We start from the raw sequence: 16737 nt of genomic DNA, 5'->3' as shown, positions 1-16737 counted from the left end.
TTAAGACTAACGCATAATACTTTGTAAAACTTCGATATCAACTAAATTACTGACCGAGTTTTTCAGTAAGCCTAAGGTGCTGCTATCAACGAGTTTGTCATCTTCATCTTGCATAATGTAGCCATGCTCTTTCATCGCTAAAATCAGTGTCGATTGTGCTTTTTTATCGATAAACTCTGGAGCGTTGATATTATTGAGTACTGACAGTCGCTGGGCAATTGCCACAACTTTACTATCCAGTTCTGATTTTGCCACTGGGGCTAATCGGCTCAATAATGAGGTGATTATGGCGAATCTTTGCATGGTTTCGTTGACACACTCTGCCATTAGGCGAACTTGGGCACGAGTTTCACTTGTATTTGCTAATGACCAAAAACCCGCTTTAGTTTGCTTAGCTAACTCTGTGTCAGCGAGAAACTGACAAATAGCTTGCACCTGTGCCTGAATATCATCAGCAGATTGCCATAAGAACAAATCAGTTTTTAGCAGTTGAGTTATTCGCTGTATTTGTGCAACTAAATCTTCTTGGCTAATTTTTGCATTGCGCTCCAATAATCGACAAACCAATGAAGGAACAATAAAGGTGTGCAATATATTATTACGGTAGTAACGTAATTCTAAAACAGCACTTTCGGTTAACGAGACAATTTCTCCAAAACTGTCTTGATTAATCGTAACTTTATTTAAGGTAATTACATGTTCAAGTAACTCTGCTCCGCTCTCACTCGGTATGGTTAATTCTGCATGGTAAGGCGTTGCTCGTTGTAGCGCTAAGAAGAAGTCTAGTTGGGTGATTAGCTCTGCTTTGGTTAACGCTTTGTTTTCGGTGGCGTGTAAAATCAAGGAAATTAATGCCACGCCATTTAACGCCGCACATTGGTTAATTGATGTCATCACCTGATGAGCTAGTGTGTTAACACTTGGCGTTAACCATTTTGGCTTTTGTGGATCGATTGGGTCAATTGCTTGCTTCCAGTCAGGTACTTGTTTATTTAAGAACTGATTGATGTTAATTGGCTCGCCAAAATTAACATAACCTTTACCGTAGTTTCTTAAATTGCGGATCGCTTTAATAACACCAAATATTGATTCGCCTTTCTTTTGGCTACCACTTAGCTCTTTGTGGTAAGTGCCGACTTCCATCACGTGCTCATAACCTAAATAGACCGGCACCAAAGTGAGCGGTCTATCAATGCCGCGCAGTAAACTTTGTATGGTCATGGCGAGCATGCCAGTTTTAGGTGAAAGTAATCGACCGGTGCGGCTACGGCCACCTTCTGAGTAATATTTTACCGAGTAACCACGTTCAAAAAGCAGCCCTAAATACTCTCGAAAAATGGTTGAATATAAGCGATTGCCTTTGAAGCTTCGGCGGATGAAAAATGCCCCCGCTTTTCTAAAAATAGGTCCGGCCGGCCAGAAATTTAAGTTAATACCGGCGGCAATACGTGGCGTTACTAAACCTTGTTGGAAAATGACATAAGTGAGCAACAAATAATCCATATGGCTTCGATGACAAGGCACATATATTATTTCATGACCTTCTTGGGCCAAATTGCGCAGGCGCTCGGCTTTGTTAACTTCAATACCATTGTATAATCGGTTCCACAGCCAGCCTAGAATACGCTCACCAAAGCGAACCGTTACATCACGATAATCACCGGCAATTTCATCCATAATGACCAGTGCTTGTTTTTTTATTTCACCTTCGCTCACTGATTTGCTTTTTGCTTCGTCACTGATCAAACGTTTAATCGCCGGGTTTACCAATAAGGTTTCAAACATTTGTTGGCGGTGCATTAACCTTGGGCCGGTGGCAGCAATTATTTGACGGTGAAAATGAAAGCGTGCGATACGCATTAATTTTCGTGCGCTAGCTTCGTCACTACCATGCTTGTCGGCCATATGACGAAAGGAAATCGACTCACTAAAGCGCACCATGGTATGGCGTCCTAAAAACAGTACGATAAAAAATTTCCGTAACCAAGTGGGTGATTCTTGATCCGCTAACAGCGTACCAACATTAGTGGTATTTTTTTCTTTAGTGGGGGTGCGGCCCCAAATAACATTCGCAGGTATTAGCTGGGCATCGAGTTTTTCATCTTTTGCGTGCGCATTTAATAACTCAAAACCTTGCGATATTGCCGTTGTCTTTTGTGGTTTTCGCCAATGAAATAGTGCGGTAGGTTTTTCTAAAAATAGCAGTCGAGACAGTGCTTGGCCATTAACCGATACGCGTTCAAGAGGGTCAGGTAAGTTAGCTTTTTTACAGGCGGTACGTAGCGAAAGTACATCACTGGCTGACTGGTGCCTTAGGACATAAAACACCGGCTGCTCTGGCGTGAGTTGGCCAGAGTTGATTATCTTATCGGCAACAATTTTGCAGCGAACCAATAAGGTAATTGGTAAGCGAAGCAATAAATAGAATATTTTACGAATGGCTAACATCTTGTTTACTCAACTTTATTTGACTTGTAATTGTAACACTTAGCGGCAATATTGTCTCTTTTTCACGAATATCACGACAAATTTTTAACAACAAACCTGCTAAAATAAAAAATTCAAAGTACCATAATGAAAATTAAAGAAATTATTATCTTCGGATTCATTACCTTTTAGGCCATTTATGCAAAAAGATCTACCAGCGAAGAAAATTGCTATTTTTGTTGATGTACAAAATATTTATTACACCACGCGTGATACCTTTGCCCGTCAATTTAATTATCGCGCTTTTTGGCAACAAATAAGTGAACAAGGCGATATTGTTATTGCTAACGCCTATGCAATACAGCGTAGTGATGATCAACAACATAAGTTTCAAAAAGCACTGAAACACATTGGTTTTAATGTCAAATTAAAGCCCTTTATTCAGCGTCGTGACGGCTCGGCAAAAGGTGATTGGGATGTCGGGATTACCATTGATGTTATGGAGGCCGCAGCTGAAGTTGATATTATTGTCTTACTGTCTGGTGATGGCGATTTCGAAATGTTATTACGGAAAGTCATGACTCGTGATGGTGTTGAAAGCTATGTTTATGGCGTGACAGAATTGACTGCGCAAGCTTTGATACAATCTGCCAGTGAATTTTTTCCTATTGATAGCCAACTATTGATTTAGTTTTTTGTTCTGGCTTTAGCAACAAAATGAAGCAAACCGACCTGTGAATTGAGCAATAATTAGTGGGCTAACTGTCTTTGATTTGTAATTGTTGTTAGAGATTAGTATGGTATTTCAACTATAACGATACAAAATAACAATAATAATGAGGAATCGTGATGTCTGTTGAAGCGCTATACAAAGTTATTCTATACCCATTTATAAACGAGTCACTTGCTAGCTTGAAAGCTATGACCAACTTAACCGGCGAGGCTGGTGAAGCCTTTGTTGATAGTGTTGATGATTTTCGCTTTAAAGGCTATGCCGTTTGTTCAGAAGTTACCGGTGGATTAGATGGTGTCATTATGATGCATCATTACCCTGAAACTGCTATCGCAATCGGTAATTCGGTTTGCGAAAACATGTTTGAAGAAAGTTATGAATTTACTGAAATTAACGAAGATTTAAGTAATGCGCTAGCTGAGTGGGGCAATACCATTGTTGGCCGTTCAACCGACTTGCATGGTCGTTATAGTTTAGATTACAAATTCTCAAGCCCTTATTTTGTTCATGACGTTAATGACATGGATAAGTACTTAGTGGGCGTAAAAGAAGTGATTACTGTGCCAATTACTGTGGCTGGTGTTGGGCGTTACTATTTTAATTTGCTTATTCGTCATGTTGAATATCAATCGGTTGGCATTAAACGTGAAGCCAGCACAGGTATTGCTAATGTTCATAGCAAAACCTTACCACTTGAAAGTAAGATTTTATTAGTCGATGACAGTGCCATGATCCGTAAAGCACTAAGGCGTTATTTGTCACAACTGGGTTATAACAATGTCGTAGAGGCTGATGATGGCGCTATGGCGGTAACTATGGTGGCCGAACAACAACCTGATTTTATGATCATGGATGTAGTTATGGGCGAAATGAATGGCGATAAAGCATTGGCGCAAATTCGTGCTAATGGCAGTACTGTACCTGTGGTTATGTTGAGTTCGGTGACTGATAAGGCGCTGGTTAGTCAATGCCAAGAGCATGGAATTTCAGGCTTTATTTTTAAACCTATTCAAGCCGACAATGGCGCAGAAATCGTTAAAAATTATTTGAAAATTGCATAACAAGCTTATAGTTAGTGTCACTAGATGCTGCGTCTGTTGAATGCAGCATCAGTCATTGCAGTTATAATTGTGGAAGATATAACGAAATAATTTTGCAACGATGAAACAATATTAGTGTTTCCGGGGTCATTGTTAGCTACTTTAAATCATTTTTGGAAGAGAAGTGCGCAGTTTTTGTTTTACAACTTTATTCATTCTATTTAGCTTTAAGCAAGCTATGGCCGCCGACTTTACAGTAACGCTTGTTGATAACAACAATGCACCCTTGCCAGAAATGGTGGTATATTTTCAGCCTCTGGATAATATGACGTTACCTTTGAGTAATAAAGTAGTTGAAATCGGTCAGTTAGATCGTACTTTTACGCCTTATATCAATGTAATGCAGTTAGGGAATACGGTAAGCTTTCAAAACAAAGATGACATTACCCACCATATTTATTCACCTATCGGCGAAAATAAGTTTTCTTTTAAAATACGTGCTGGACAATCACAAAGTAAAAATGATTTTCAACAGCTGGGTGAAGTTGCTATGGGTTGCAACATTCATGACTGGATGAGTGGCTATTTATACATAGTAGATACGCCTCTTTTTGGAAAAACTAATGCGCAAGGCTCGCTCAGTATTGCAATGGCGCAAGAAGGTAAATATCGGCTAGTTGTATGGCATCCCCAACTAGAGGTTGAAGGTAACCGTGTTAGCCAAGTTGTTAATTGGCCTGAAATGACTGACGTTACAATAAAAATTTCCCATAAAATAGCAAAAATAGCTGAGCAAAAAAATGAAGAAGACTTCGATTTTTTATCTGACTATTAAGGATGATTCTCTCAATGAAGAGTCTACAAACTAAAATATTTCTATTTTTTGTTCTGTTATTGCTCTTGGTGCAAGCCATTGCATTTTGGACAATCATGGCCGGTAATGAAAGCCAAGAAAGGCAAGAGATCACTAATCGTTTAGCGACCGCAAAAACGATCTTTAATGCTCAATTTGATAGCCGGAGAGATTATTTAACTGCCTTCGCTGAAACCGCCGCAAAAGATTACGGGATTAAACAAGTTTTTGAAGATGAGCTGCGTAGCTTGTTAGTGGCGATGAATAATCATCGTAAGCGTATTGATGCTGATATTGCCATGGCAATTTCTGTACAAGGGGTTATTTCCGCACAATTAATTGTTGAACAAAGCGAATCAGGAAAAGTAAAAGTTAAGCAAGGGAGCGAGCGTGACCAAGCTTTTCGTTTTCCTCAGTGGTTAGAAAACCAAGAACAATCGCATTTATATGTAGTTGATAATAGTGTTTATCAAGTGAGCTTTTCACCGATGACCGTTGGTGCACGTACCATAGGCTGGTTAGCATTTGGTTTTGAAATTGATCAACAACTTGCGCAACATTTTTTCGATATTACCCAACTGCATACCGATTTTGCCATTATACAAAATGATCAGTGGCGTTTAATTGCCTCATCAAACCCAAACGCTGAATTGGCCTTAACGCAACAAATCGTCAATAGTGTTACCCCTGATGAATATATCGCCATTGGCCACCTGATTGATGAAGCCGATCATGTACAATTAGCTTTGTCGATGTACGGCTTACGTGCCGATATTGTTGAAGTATTGCAAAAACAATGGTGGCAGTTTTTAATGCTCACTTTTGTCACTTTACTGTTATCACTTGCTGTGGCTTATATTATCGCTGCGTCTATTACTAAGCCGATCAAGCAACTCGTTAAGCAAGCTAAAATTGTTGCTAGTGGTGATTATCACCAAACCGTTAAAGTGAATGACAATAGTGAATTAGGCCAGTTGGCAAACGAGTTTAATGCCATGCAGTCTGCGGTATTGTCACGGGAAAAATCAATTACCCACAGGGCTAATCATGATCCATTAACTGACCTACCCAATCGCAGTGTTCTAAAATTAACCTTACAAACATTAGCCGATAAACAACAAGCCTTTACTGTTTTTCACTTGAATTTAAGTCGCTTAAAAGACGTTAACGAAACCCTTGGTCATGATGTCGGTGATTGGTTGATTAAATCAACAGCCAAAAGGCTTAAAACATTGCAAGAATTTCAATTGCTTTGTCATGTTGGCGCGGATGAGTTTGTATTATTAGCTGAAATCAATCCTGAGTTTTCAAAAGAAAACTTAGTTGAAAAAATTTATCAAGTTTTAGAAGAAAACTGCGAGTATCAAGGTATTAGTTTACAGTTGCAGGTGCGTATTGGTATTGCTGCCGTGCCAGAGCATTGTCAGAGTACTAAATCAGTTTTACAAATGGCAGATACTGCCTTGCATCATAGTCATAAAGTAAACCAATTGGTGCAAACCTATCATCAAGATTTGGACGTTAACAGTGTTGAGCGTTTAAATCTGATCAATGACCTTAAAGATGCAATTGCTAGCGACCAACTTGAATTACATTATCAGCCTAAACTAAATTTACGCTCAGGCATTGTCACGCATGTTGAAGCGTTAGTGCGCTGGCGTCATCCAAGTTTAGGTATGGTGCCACCTGATAATTTTATACATATTGCAGAACAAACAGGGCAGATCAACGCGTTAACACAGTGGGTGTTTATCACGACATTGAAGCAATATCAGTTATGGCGAGAATTAGGCCTCAATATTAGTGTGGCGGTAAATATTTCAGCAGAAAACCTTAAAGATAGTCATTTTTATCAGTTTATTTGCCAGTCAGCTGAGGCATATAAGGTTCCTGCGGATAAAATCACTTTAGAAGTAACTGAAAGCGCGGTTGTTGATGATCCTGAAACAGCCATTGCCTTATTACAACAATTTAAAACTCGTGGTATGCGCATATCGATAGATGATTATGGTACGGGTTATTCATCGTTAGCACAGTTAAAGCAATTACCTGTACATGAGCTTAAAATTGATAAATCTTTTGTACAAAGATTAGCTGAGGATGAAGATGATCGTATTATAGTGCGTTCAACGATCGAGTTAGCTCACAACATGGGCTTGAGTGTTGTTGCTGAAGGTATTGAAGATGAGTTCGCACTTAATTGGTTGGCGAAAAATCAGTGTGAGTTGGGCCAAGGCTATTTTATTAGTCGACCTAAGCACGCCAATGAGCTTACACCTTGGCTATTGGAGCAAGAGGCATATGCTTTTGAATAGGGATATACTTTGTTAAAAATATTGGCTGTTGTTGGTCTACTGTTATCTACCTTCTTTGCTTATTCTGTTGAATATAAAGTACATGGTGTATTGGATATTCGAGCGACAAGCGCAAATACGCTTACCAGTTATCTCGATGGTGGCTATGGCAAATTTTCTAGTCATAACGGTGAAAATATATCATTAGCGCAGGCGGGTGCTGAACTCGTTATTGACTGGGATATGGGGCTTAGCGCGCATTTAATTGCGAATAGTTATAGTGATGAAAATGACACTGCACTGGGCTTAACAGAGGCTTTTGTTAAATATCGTAGTTTACCTAATAATGCTGGTTATCGCTGGCAGAGCAAAACCGGCATCTTTTATCCCGAAATATCATTAGAAAATAACGCATTCGCTTGGGCCAGTCGAAATACTTTGAATTCCTCGGCAATTAATACCTGGATAGGCGAAGAAATTCGAGTATTAGGCAGTGAGTTAGCGCTAACACGTTTAGGCAAGTTTAATGATAGCGATTTTGATTTTACACTGGCTGGCACGGCATTTGTTAATAATGACCCAGCAGGCGCTTTGCTATCATGGCATGGTTGGACAGTCGGCAATCGACAAACTTTGTGGACAGAGTCAAAAAAGATTTCTGATTTTCCTGCCCGACTACCTGGTTATGATCTCAATGGCCAAGCGGCAGAGTCAGATCCATTTCTAGAGCTTGATGATAATTGGGGCTTTCATATTCGAAGCAAAATTAAATTTCATCAAAAAGGTCAGATAGCGGTTGGTTATTATGATAATCAAGCGACCCCATATATGGTTGAAAATGGCCAATACGGCTGGCGTACTCGCTTTACTCATTTTGGCTTAAGCTGGCGGTTACCTCAGGCTATAGAGCTTAGTGCGCAATATCTTGTTGGCGATACCTTGATGCAGAGTCCGATGCGAATGGATGTAGTCAATAATGATTATGCGAGTGGTTATATTGCTGTGTCGAAAAGAATTAATAAGCATCGCGCAACATTAAGGCTAGAAGAGTTTTCGGTGACTGATAACGACCAAACTATTGGTGACAACAACAATGAATATGGCAAATCAGCGACGATAAACTATACCTACCGTTACAGTAAACCTTGGTTATTGTCTGTTGAATATAATTGGATTAACAGTCAACGTCAGGCACGGATGTATGTTGGCCAACCCGTAAAATTGCTTGAGCGTCAATGGCAACTTGCCGCGAGATATTTTTTCTAAATCGTATGTGTACCTCCGATATAACTGTCGCGTTTTTTATTTCTTAATTAATGCCACTTGTTAATCTTCTGTTAACCTGTGATAAGCTATATTGAACCTTCTATCTATCAAAGTGGATACAGAAATTAAACAATTCGTTACTAACATCTACTTTCATTAACGCTATGTTGTCAATTCAAAGTTGTAAAAGCAGGAATTAAAAATGGTTAAATCAAAATTATTTATTGGTATTTATTGTTTGCTCGGTGCGCTGAGTATTGTCCAAGCAAATGAATATTCAAATGCGGTAATCGACAAACAGTTTTGGCAATCATCGAATGTGACCGTTTCAGTACAAAACTCTAGCGCAAAAGCGAATAGTAAAGCCTCTTCGGGCTTATATTTTGATGTTGATTTCGCTTTGCTCGAGCAACAGTTATTAAATAACGGCGATATCGTGCTAGATTTACCTTTACCTGACGGCAGTTATGCCACTTTTAAGTTGACTTCATCGCGAGTGATGCATCCTGAGCTTGCCGCTAAATACCCATCTATAAAAACATTTTCAGGCTATCATATTGACGCCCCAGCAAACAAAGGACAATTTGATATTACGCCGCAAGGCTTTCATGGCGTTTTCAATATTGGCAATGAACAAGTATTTATAGATCCAAGCAATAGCACAAGTAATCGTCAATATCACAACTATTATCGTAAAGATGCACAACCTTTGGCACCTGCAGAGCTAACTAAACGCCTGCCGCCAAGAAAATATAGTGGTGAGCTTGTAAATAAAGCTCAAACAAGTACCGAGGTTACTAGTAATGCAATAACAACCCAACTAACAACTTATCGTTTGGCAATAGCGACGACTGGTGAATATGCGGCTTTTCATGGTGGCACCACGGAAAGCACGCTCGCCGCTTTGGTAACCTTAGTGAGTCGCCTAAATGACGTTTACCAGCGTGATTTGTCAATGACGTTTGAATTAGTCGCTAATAATGACAGTATTATTTTTACCGATAGTAGTAGTGACCCTTTTGACAATACCGACAATGATATTGAATTGAATGCTGGTGTTATTGATGGCGCAATTGGCGCAAATAACTATGATATTGGCCATCTAGTTGGTACAGGGGCTGGTGGTCTTGCTGGTTTTAGAGTGGTATGTACCAGCATTAAAGCTGAAGGTGTAACGGGCAGTAGCAGGCCAACATCAGATACTTTTTATATTGATTATGTGGCTCATGAAATAGGCCATCAATTTGGCGCTGATCATACTTTCAACGGTGGCTCAGGGTTTTGTGGTGGTAACTGGGCATTTGATAGTGCTTTTGAACCCGGCAGCGGTTCAACTATCATGGCTTATGCTGGTATTTGTGATGGACAAAATATACAGAATAGTTCAGATCCCTATTTTCATATTCACTCCATTGATCAAATTCGAAATTATGTTGCGCCATTAGGTAGTTGTGGCAGTACTAGTACTTTTAGCAATGATGCTCCTAGTGTCGATGCGGGCGCTGATTATACTATCCCGGCTAGAACACCATTTACTTTAGTGGGTAGTGCAACCGATCCTGATAACGACAGTTTGAGTTATAGTTGGGAGCAGTTTGATTTAGGCGCGCAAAGCAATAGCGCAAGTGATGATGCTACTGATGACGGTCAACGACCATTGTTTAGAGCTTTTAGCCCAGTAGACCATGCTGAGCGAACTTTTCCTAAGCTTAATGATATTTTAACCAATACGCCGACACATGGGGAGGCATTACCGACGCAGACGCGTGAGCTTAACTTTCGCTTAGTGGTACGTGACAATCAAAATAATTTAGTTGATGACGCGATGAAAGTGAATGTTGTCGCTGTATCGCAAGGTTTTAGTGTTAATGATATTGGTAATTGGAATGGTTCAAGTCAAACTGTGACATGGCAAACCGCCAATACCGAAAATGCGCCAGTTTCTTGTTCCGCGGTTGATATCTTGCTTTCAACAGATTCAGGGCAAAACTTTAGCCAAACATTGGCAAGCGGTGTTAGCAATGATGGCAGTCACGAAATCAATCTGACTAACCTAACAACAACACAAGCGCGAGTAAAAGTTGCTTGTAACAATAATATATTCTTTGCTATTAATAATAGTGATTTTGCCATAAACATCACTGATTCAGCACCCACTAAGCCAGTTTTCTCAGGCCAGAATAGTATTACCACAAATGAAGATACCAGCATCGCACTAAATGCCGCCATGTTGTCGTTTGAAAACAATCCGAGTATAGATACGCTACAAGTTTTAGCAGGTGACAATTATTCATTCAGCGACCTTAACGTATTACCGAACACAAACTTTAACGGTAGTATCATGGTTAACATGACAGCGACGACTAGTGGTTTAGTGAGTGACGTTTTTCAAGTCACAATCAATGTTACACCGGTGAATGACCAACCGACGGCGGAGGACGATACTGCAACGGTCGCACAAGATTCGAGTGCAAATAGTATTGATGTTCTGCTCAACGATAGTGATCTTGATGGCGATACCTTGGCACTAAAAACCGTAACCACAAATGGTAGTGGTAGCGTGCAAGTCATCGATAATAAAGTCAGTTACACACCCGCTGCCGGTTTTAGTGGCAGTGAAACTATTACGTATACTGTGGAAGACGCAGTACAAGCTTCCGCCACGGCAGAATTAGTGATTAGTGTAACAGCGACACCTGTAGTACCGACTCCTACTGAGGTTGAAACAGAAAGTAGTTCTTCTGGCAGTGGTAGTATCTTCTATTTACTGTTTCTAATGTTAATTGCCGCTAGCCAAAGATTTAAAGCAGAGGTGAGTCATGAACAATAATCGACAACTATTGCTAGCCATAATGTTTATGATGTCATTGCTTAGCGCCTGTAGCGCTTATGATAAAGCGCCAAAAAACGAAACTGGTGTGGCTGAGGAAAGCACAGACTCCACTAAGCCCTTAGACGATAATGTTAGGGTAGCGATTGAGCAGGCTAAAGCTAATGCTGATTATCGATTATTACACAGTAAAGGCCGAAGAATGGTCTTGCCGGGCCTTGAACAGCATGATTTGTCGCTACTGAAATCACAATGTGGTGTAAAGCCTATGCTAGTGAGTGGTGATGTTTTAAAAACAGCAGAACAAAGGCAGCAGCGAAAAGTAGAATATGAATTTGCTAAACAGTTTAACCAGGCGGTTTATACTATGTGTTTGGCAAGCTTGGATAACAGCAGATAATAGTATTTTTACCAGTCATTGACACCATTTAAGACGGCCTGCGATTTAATTTATTAATTCAAGGCCGTTTTCCATTCTTATCGCCATTTGATGAAATAGGTGTTGCTGTGCCTAAGCATAGTGAAGTCAACTTTATGTAAATGGCGAATTATTCGGTCTGTATTTGATGGTAGTGGATTTTTGGTGACTCTGGCGGTCAACCTTCGCAATAACGCATCTATGGTCATTTATTAGCAGAAACGAGCCTTACCACTTTTTTGAGTGGCAACCGGTTAGTTAAAAGTAATGCTGGCAGTTAAACTATGTTCTGTTTCCTCTAGCGTAAAAGTCCAGCCTTGCTGCTCACATATGCGTTGAATAATAATTTGCCCTAAGCCGTATCCTTGGGTTTTTATGTGCTGATGATCGTGACTGGTGTCATTACAAATACTGATAATATTTTCTGATAATTTAATGTCAATATTTCTGCCGTCGGAATACTTAATGGCATTAATTAATAAATTTTCCATCGCAATATTAAAGTGTGTGCGCGGTACAGATAATGTTGGGTCAATGTTACCTTGGCAGAGCAAATGTTTATTCTGTTTGTTGGCTCGTTGTTGGTATGAATTGACTAAATCATTAATCAGGCTATGAACTTGCGCCGATTCAACATTAGTCTCTTGGCGTTCTCTGGCTAAGCTTAACAACACATTGATCATATCCTCCATCTCTTGTGTTGCCCGTTTAATACGCTGTATTTGTTTTGTAGTGCCCGGTTGCTGTTGCAATTCGAGCAATTCAGTAGCGCCTTTGATGATGGTAACAGGTGTTCTCAATTCATGGCTGGCAAAACCAGTAAATTCACGCTCACGCTCAACAAAACTTGATAGGCGTTCGCTGTATTCATTCAGAGTGCGATAAAGTAAACCTATTTCTTGATCATTTTCTGCAAATCCTGGGTTAACAAAGGAGTCAACCGTTGTGCCATCGGTATTTTTAATTTGGCTGATAAGCGTAAACATTGGCTTTAACGCTTTGTTAATGGTGCTTTGAAAAATAATTAAGAGCACCAGTAATAACAGCATAAACAAGCCTAAGGCTATTTCGACAATAACAATTTCTGACGCTTCACTTATTTCTAAGTCGTAAACATCGTAAAAGAAGTAGAGCTTGGAGTTTTTGCTAGGTACGACAGCGATGTGAAACTCTTCACTAACGGAAAATTCAACGTCATAAATGCCAGGGCTTAAATTGGTGAGCTTATTGCGAAATTGTGACGGTACTTGCGCTAAGCTGCGATATATCCTCAGGTTAATACTGGAATACTTTTCCTGTTGTGCGGGAGTGAGGCTTTGATATTGATTAACAATTGACTGTAATTGATTTTCAAAAATATGATCTTCGATTGATTTACTGATCACCACTAAGGCAATAGAGCCGAGCAATGCAATAACAAGAAAACCCGTTATTAAAGTAAATTTAAGTCGTTGACTTAAGCTAAGTTTGTTGAGCTTGGCTGTAATTTTATTGGTACTGTTATTCATGAACAACTTTCTCTAATTTATAACCTTGACCATGTTTTGAGGTGATTTTTAAGTTAGGTAGGTGAATCGACAATATTTTTCTCACCTTATAAATGTGACTACGCAGCACATCATTTTCTGGTTTTAAATCGCCCCAGAGTTGAAATTCAATTTCTCTTTTCTCGACTATCTCCGGCTGCTTTTTAACAAGCAATTGTAATATTTTAAAACTCGCTAGAGTAAGCGGTAACTCTTGCTTACCTACCCAGCCGGTTTTATTGCTTTGGTTTAGTGTTAACTGCTGAAAGCTTAATTCGTTAACATAATCGTGATTTATTCTGCGTACCTGTGCCTGTAAGCGAGCATATAGCTCAGCCATTGCAAAAGGTTTAACAATATAGTCATCGGCGCCGGCGTCAAAACCCGCGAGTTTATCGGTTAGAGTATCGTTGGCTGTTAACATTAAAATAGGTGTTGAAGGTTTGTCACTTTGGCGAATTGCGCTAGTCGCCGCTAAGCCATCCATTTTAGGCATATTAATGTCCATGATAATCGCGTCGTAATCATTCTCAGCAGCGAGTGTCACCGCCATTTGTCCGTCGTAGGCATAATCAGACTGATGGCCTTTAGTTTCTATGAAGTCACCAATATTTTCTGCAAGGTCAAGATGATCTTCAGTGATTAATATTCGTAACACAGGTGTTGTCCTTAGAAGTTTTGTTAGTTTGAGCTTATCAGTGTTTTTTAATAATAACCTTGTTTGTACTCAACTTTATTTATAGTTACATCCTTGCAGTATAGACGGGAAAAGTAGCCAAGAAAGTTCCATTAATAATAACTCTCTTGGCTTATTGTGCACTTGATAAATTTAAGCCTGCTGACTAGATCGGAAATTGCTGATTTAACCAGTTGACGACCAGTGGCATGGTTAAGCTGTCAGATGAACAATGCCCTTGTGTAATATCCTCTTCAACAATGACATACTTTCCTTGTGTAGATGACTCGGCAATTAAACGCATATCACTTACCGGTGAAATTTTGTCGTTGCCTTGGTTAATCGCCAACATTGGCACCTTGGTTTTTACTTTGCCCAAATACTGTGAAGATAACGCTAGTGCTTTGCCTTGCTGCGACAGTTTATCTTGCGGTAGGTCAAAGCGAGACAATAAGGCATCTCGGGTCATATCAGGCAACAAGGTCATGATAAAACCGAACTTTAGAAATGGACCATTCACCGCACCACACCAGCTAATAGCACCAGCAATATCATCACTATTGGTAAAGGCGGTTTTAATTGCCGCGTTACCCCCAAAGCTTTTGCCCATTAAGACAATTTTATCTGACTGTAGTCGAGGGTCTTGCTTAAGCTTTTGAATAAGTTGCTGATGAATAACATTAGTGCGACCAGTGTGTTGTGCAAAGCTGTTGTTACTCCCTAAGCCTGGTAAATCAAAAGTTACCATGGCCCAACCCGCTTGCTTAATATAGTCGCGATAAATCGGGTAAAGCTGGGTTAATGCGTGGTCACTGCCATTGGTCATTACTAAAACTGGCATCGCCTTATTAGGTTGCTGTTTAGGTAAATGTAAAAATGCTTTTGCTTTGCCATCTTGAGTTGAAACGGTGATCTGCTCCAATGCAGAGCCATCGCTTTCAACAGCTTGTTGATAATTTTTTAAGGCATTTTGGTATGAATCATTAGAGCGCGGTTGTTCATTGATAAATGGGTAAGCCGCTATGGTGTAGTACATACTTGCCGCTAGAAAGTCACCTTCGGCATTTGCCTGCTGACCTGCGCTGTCCCATTCATAATGCCAGTTGCCACTTTTATATTCGCTGGTTGCAAGGTCAAAACGAGCCTTTTGGTTTTGATTTTTCTCTTCAATACGATTAATAACTTGCGCTACGGTTTGTTTGTTCGCGCCAGATGCTTGCCAGCCGTCAAGACGTAAGTCGCGGTACCAATCATCTTGGCCTTGAAAATAACGCATAGATGATGAACATGCCGTTAATGCTAGTATTGCCGTCAGGCAAAATAATTTTGTTGTTTTTTTCATTACGAAACCCTGATCAAATATAGCAGGAGTTTCCTCCTGTATGTTTTAGCTAAAGGTATAAGCCAGTGATTAGAATCGATAGCCGATGCCTATTGCCGCGCCAAAAGTATTGGTGCTATCAACCAGGCCAGAGTCGGTGATAGAGCTGTCTAATTTACCGGCTTCTAGTAAACCTTGAACGTAGAAACTTTCACTAATTTGATAAGAAGCAATGGCTTTAACACCGTAACTGATGCCACTGCCGGCTTTGTATGCGCTATTAATTTTATGGTTTAGTGGATTGTTCATCTCATCTTCAGTAATACCAAAGTAATAGTTTTGGTAGTCGGCACTGTCGTATCTAACATAGCCTTTTAATTTGAAAACATAGCTGTCTGATACCCATTTACGACTTGCGTCTATTTCAAGTGACATACCTTCGCCGTTGTATAGAGGGGTAATGGTGGTAACAACCGGGCCAGTATTAAAAGCCGCGCTGAAACCGTATTCCATTTTACCTTCGCGTTCTTCAAAGCCTTTGTAGCCTTCTGATAAATCATCAGCTTCTAAGTCAAAACCTTCAAATGGTCGAATTATGGTTGCGAATTGAAAATTCTTGTTTTCAATAAAACGATAGCCAAGTTCGTTGCCTTGCCAATAAAAACCACCTTGTTTAATGCTGCCAGCAATAATGGGAATACTGTCGTTACTAACGTCAACGAATGGAGATGATTCAACTTTAATACCTAAGCCGATGTTTAAGCGGTCAGGGCCGTTTGATATTTCGACGCTTTGTGCGGCAGAGGAAACTAAAGCGAGTGTAGGAAGCGTGATAGCTGTCAAAAATTTATTTAACGTATTCATAATAAACCTTTATAGATGGATATATTGACTAATGTGCGGCGATTATAGAGAGGCAAATGTCAACCAAATGTCACTTGGCGAAAATTAAGTAGCAGGGTATGTATAGGTTGTATTTAATTTATTGAAATAATTTGATTATTTATGTTTTTTTTGCGTTAACGGTAGCTATACAAAACTGAAAAAATGATAGGGTGAATGGAAAAAAAAGGGATAAAAAATTTAAGGTGTTAACTGAAAATGTGCAGTCGTTGTATTGGAAATAGAATGATTTAGCAGCTTTAGCAAATAAAAGATGGGGTGGCTAATGGGACTTGAACCCACGACAACCGGAATCACAATCCGGGGCTCTACCAACTGAGCTATAGCCACCACTGATATTACTTGGAGCGCCTCTTGATAAGGCGCGAGGATTGTATTGCATTTTATGGGCGATTGACAAGAAAAATATCGACTTTCCGGTAACTTTTAGCAAAAAATTTGTGCTTAATT

General features: G+C 39.8%; 12 protein-coding genes and 1 tRNA gene. 7 read left to right on the top strand and 6 right to left on the bottom strand.

All coding sequences use genetic code 11. The features are described 5' to 3' along the window. Nucleotides 1–6 precede the first annotated feature (6 nt). On the bottom strand, nt 7–2448 hold the full coding sequence (plsB, locus tag AC27JP_RS05695; protein WP_487112893.1) for a glycerol-3-phosphate 1-O-acyltransferase PlsB: 2442 nt from the start codon (nt 2446–2448) through the stop codon (nt 7–9). 178 nt (nt 2449–2626) lie between these two features. On the opposite strand from plsB, the gene AC27JP_RS05690 reads away from it, so the two are divergent. From AC27JP_RS05690 to AC27JP_RS05660, 7 genes are all read left to right on the top strand, one after another. Further along, entirely contained in the window at nt 2627–3118 is a 492-nt protein-coding gene (locus tag AC27JP_RS05690; protein ID WP_487112891.1) for an NYN domain-containing protein, read from the top strand. A 158-nt stretch (nt 3119–3276) separates the two neighbouring features. Beyond that, nucleotides 3277–4221 carry a response regulator gene (locus tag AC27JP_RS05685; protein WP_487112889.1) on the top strand — a complete coding sequence of 315 codons (945 nt, stop codon included), beginning with the start codon at nt 3277–3279 and terminating at the stop codon, nt 4219–4221. Nucleotides 4222–4384: 163 nt separating this feature from the next. Continuing rightward, entirely contained in the window at nt 4385–5035 is a 651-nt protein-coding gene (locus AC27JP_RS05680) for a cupredoxin domain-containing protein (RefSeq protein ID WP_487112887.1), read from the top strand. 14 nt (nt 5036–5049) lie between these two features. Further along, nucleotides 5050–7368 (top strand): putative bifunctional diguanylate cyclase/phosphodiesterase, encoded by a 2319-nt coding sequence (locus AC27JP_RS05675; protein WP_487112885.1) that lies wholly within the window; start codon nt 5050–5052, stop codon nt 7366–7368. Between the two features lie 9 nt (nt 7369–7377). Continuing rightward, complete coding sequence (locus AC27JP_RS05670; protein ID WP_487112883.1) at nt 7378–8613, top strand: hypothetical protein; 1236 nt, start codon at nt 7378–7380, stop codon at nt 8611–8613. Between the two features lie 202 nt (nt 8614–8815). Further along, nucleotides 8816–11443 (top strand): reprolysin-like metallopeptidase, encoded by a 2628-nt coding sequence (locus AC27JP_RS05665; RefSeq protein ID WP_487112881.1) that lies wholly within the window; start codon nt 8816–8818, stop codon nt 11441–11443. Beyond that, nucleotides 11433–11843, top strand: coding sequence for a hypothetical protein (locus AC27JP_RS05660; RefSeq protein WP_487112879.1), 411 nt, complete (start codon nt 11433–11435; stop codon nt 11841–11843). The genes AC27JP_RS05665 and AC27JP_RS05660 overlap by 11 nt, the downstream gene beginning before the upstream one ends. A 272-nt stretch (nt 11844–12115) precedes the next feature. Here AC27JP_RS05660 and AC27JP_RS05655 read toward each other — a convergent pair whose 3' ends face one another. The 5 genes from AC27JP_RS05655 to AC27JP_RS05635 form a co-directional block, all read right to left on the bottom strand. Beyond that, on the bottom strand, nt 12116–13369 hold the full coding sequence (locus tag AC27JP_RS05655) for a sensor histidine kinase (RefSeq protein WP_487112877.1): 1254 nt from the start codon (nt 13367–13369) through the stop codon (nt 12116–12118). Beyond that, nucleotides 13362–14045: a response regulator transcription factor gene (locus AC27JP_RS05650; protein ID WP_487112875.1), complete on the bottom strand. Its 684-nt coding sequence runs from the start codon at nt 14043–14045 to the stop codon at nt 13362–13364. The genes AC27JP_RS05655 and AC27JP_RS05650 overlap by 8 nt, the downstream gene beginning before the upstream one ends. 184 nt (nt 14046–14229) lie before the next feature. Beyond that, nucleotides 14230–15405 carry an alpha/beta hydrolase gene (locus AC27JP_RS05645; RefSeq protein WP_487112873.1) on the bottom strand — a complete coding sequence of 392 codons (1176 nt, stop codon included), beginning with the start codon at nt 15403–15405 and terminating at the stop codon, nt 14230–14232. A gap of 69 nt (nt 15406–15474) precedes the next feature. Beyond that, nucleotides 15475–16248 carry a MipA/OmpV family protein gene (locus AC27JP_RS05640; protein ID WP_487112871.1) on the bottom strand — a complete coding sequence of 258 codons (774 nt, stop codon included), beginning with the start codon at nt 16246–16248 and terminating at the stop codon, nt 15475–15477. Between the two features lie 293 nt (nt 16249–16541). Beyond that, nucleotides 16542–16617: transfer RNA gene (locus AC27JP_RS05635), tRNA-His, on the bottom strand. Nucleotides 16618–16737: the final 120 nt, after the last annotated feature.

The sequence above is a fragment of the Colwellia sp. SU-HH01172 genome (assembly GCF_057553355.1).
The sequence above is the reverse complement of the archived record's forward strand: the minus strand, read 5'-3'. Positions and strand labels throughout refer to the sequence as shown.

What these genes read in the sequence shown, in the direction of transcription:
- plsB (WP_487112893.1), bottom strand. Translation starts at nt 2,448, where the DNA reads ATGTTAGCCATTCGTAAAATATTCTATTTATTGCTTCGCTTACCAATT.
- AC27JP_RS05690 (WP_487112891.1), top strand. Translation starts at nt 2,627, where the DNA reads ATGCAAAAAGATCTACCAGCGAAGAAAATTGCTATTTTTGTTGATGTA.
- AC27JP_RS05685 (WP_487112889.1), top strand. Translation starts at nt 3,277, where the DNA reads ATGTCTGTTGAAGCGCTATACAAAGTTATTCTATACCCATTTATAAAC.
- AC27JP_RS05675 (WP_487112885.1), top strand. Translation starts at nt 5,050, where the DNA reads ATGAAGAGTCTACAAACTAAAATATTTCTATTTTTTGTTCTGTTATTG.
- AC27JP_RS05665 (WP_487112881.1), top strand. Translation starts at nt 8,816, where the DNA reads ATGGTTAAATCAAAATTATTTATTGGTATTTATTGTTTGCTCGGTGCG.
- AC27JP_RS05660 (WP_487112879.1), top strand. Translation starts at nt 11,433, where the DNA reads ATGAACAATAATCGACAACTATTGCTAGCCATAATGTTTATGATGTCA.
- AC27JP_RS05655 (WP_487112877.1), bottom strand. Translation starts at nt 13,369, where the DNA reads ATGAATAACAGTACCAATAAAATTACAGCCAAGCTCAACAAACTTAGC.
- AC27JP_RS05645 (WP_487112873.1), bottom strand. Translation starts at nt 15,405, where the DNA reads ATGAAAAAAACAACAAAATTATTTTGCCTGACGGCAATACTAGCATTA.
- AC27JP_RS05640 (WP_487112871.1), bottom strand. Translation starts at nt 16,248, where the DNA reads ATGAATACGTTAAATAAATTTTTGACAGCTATCACGCTTCCTACACTC.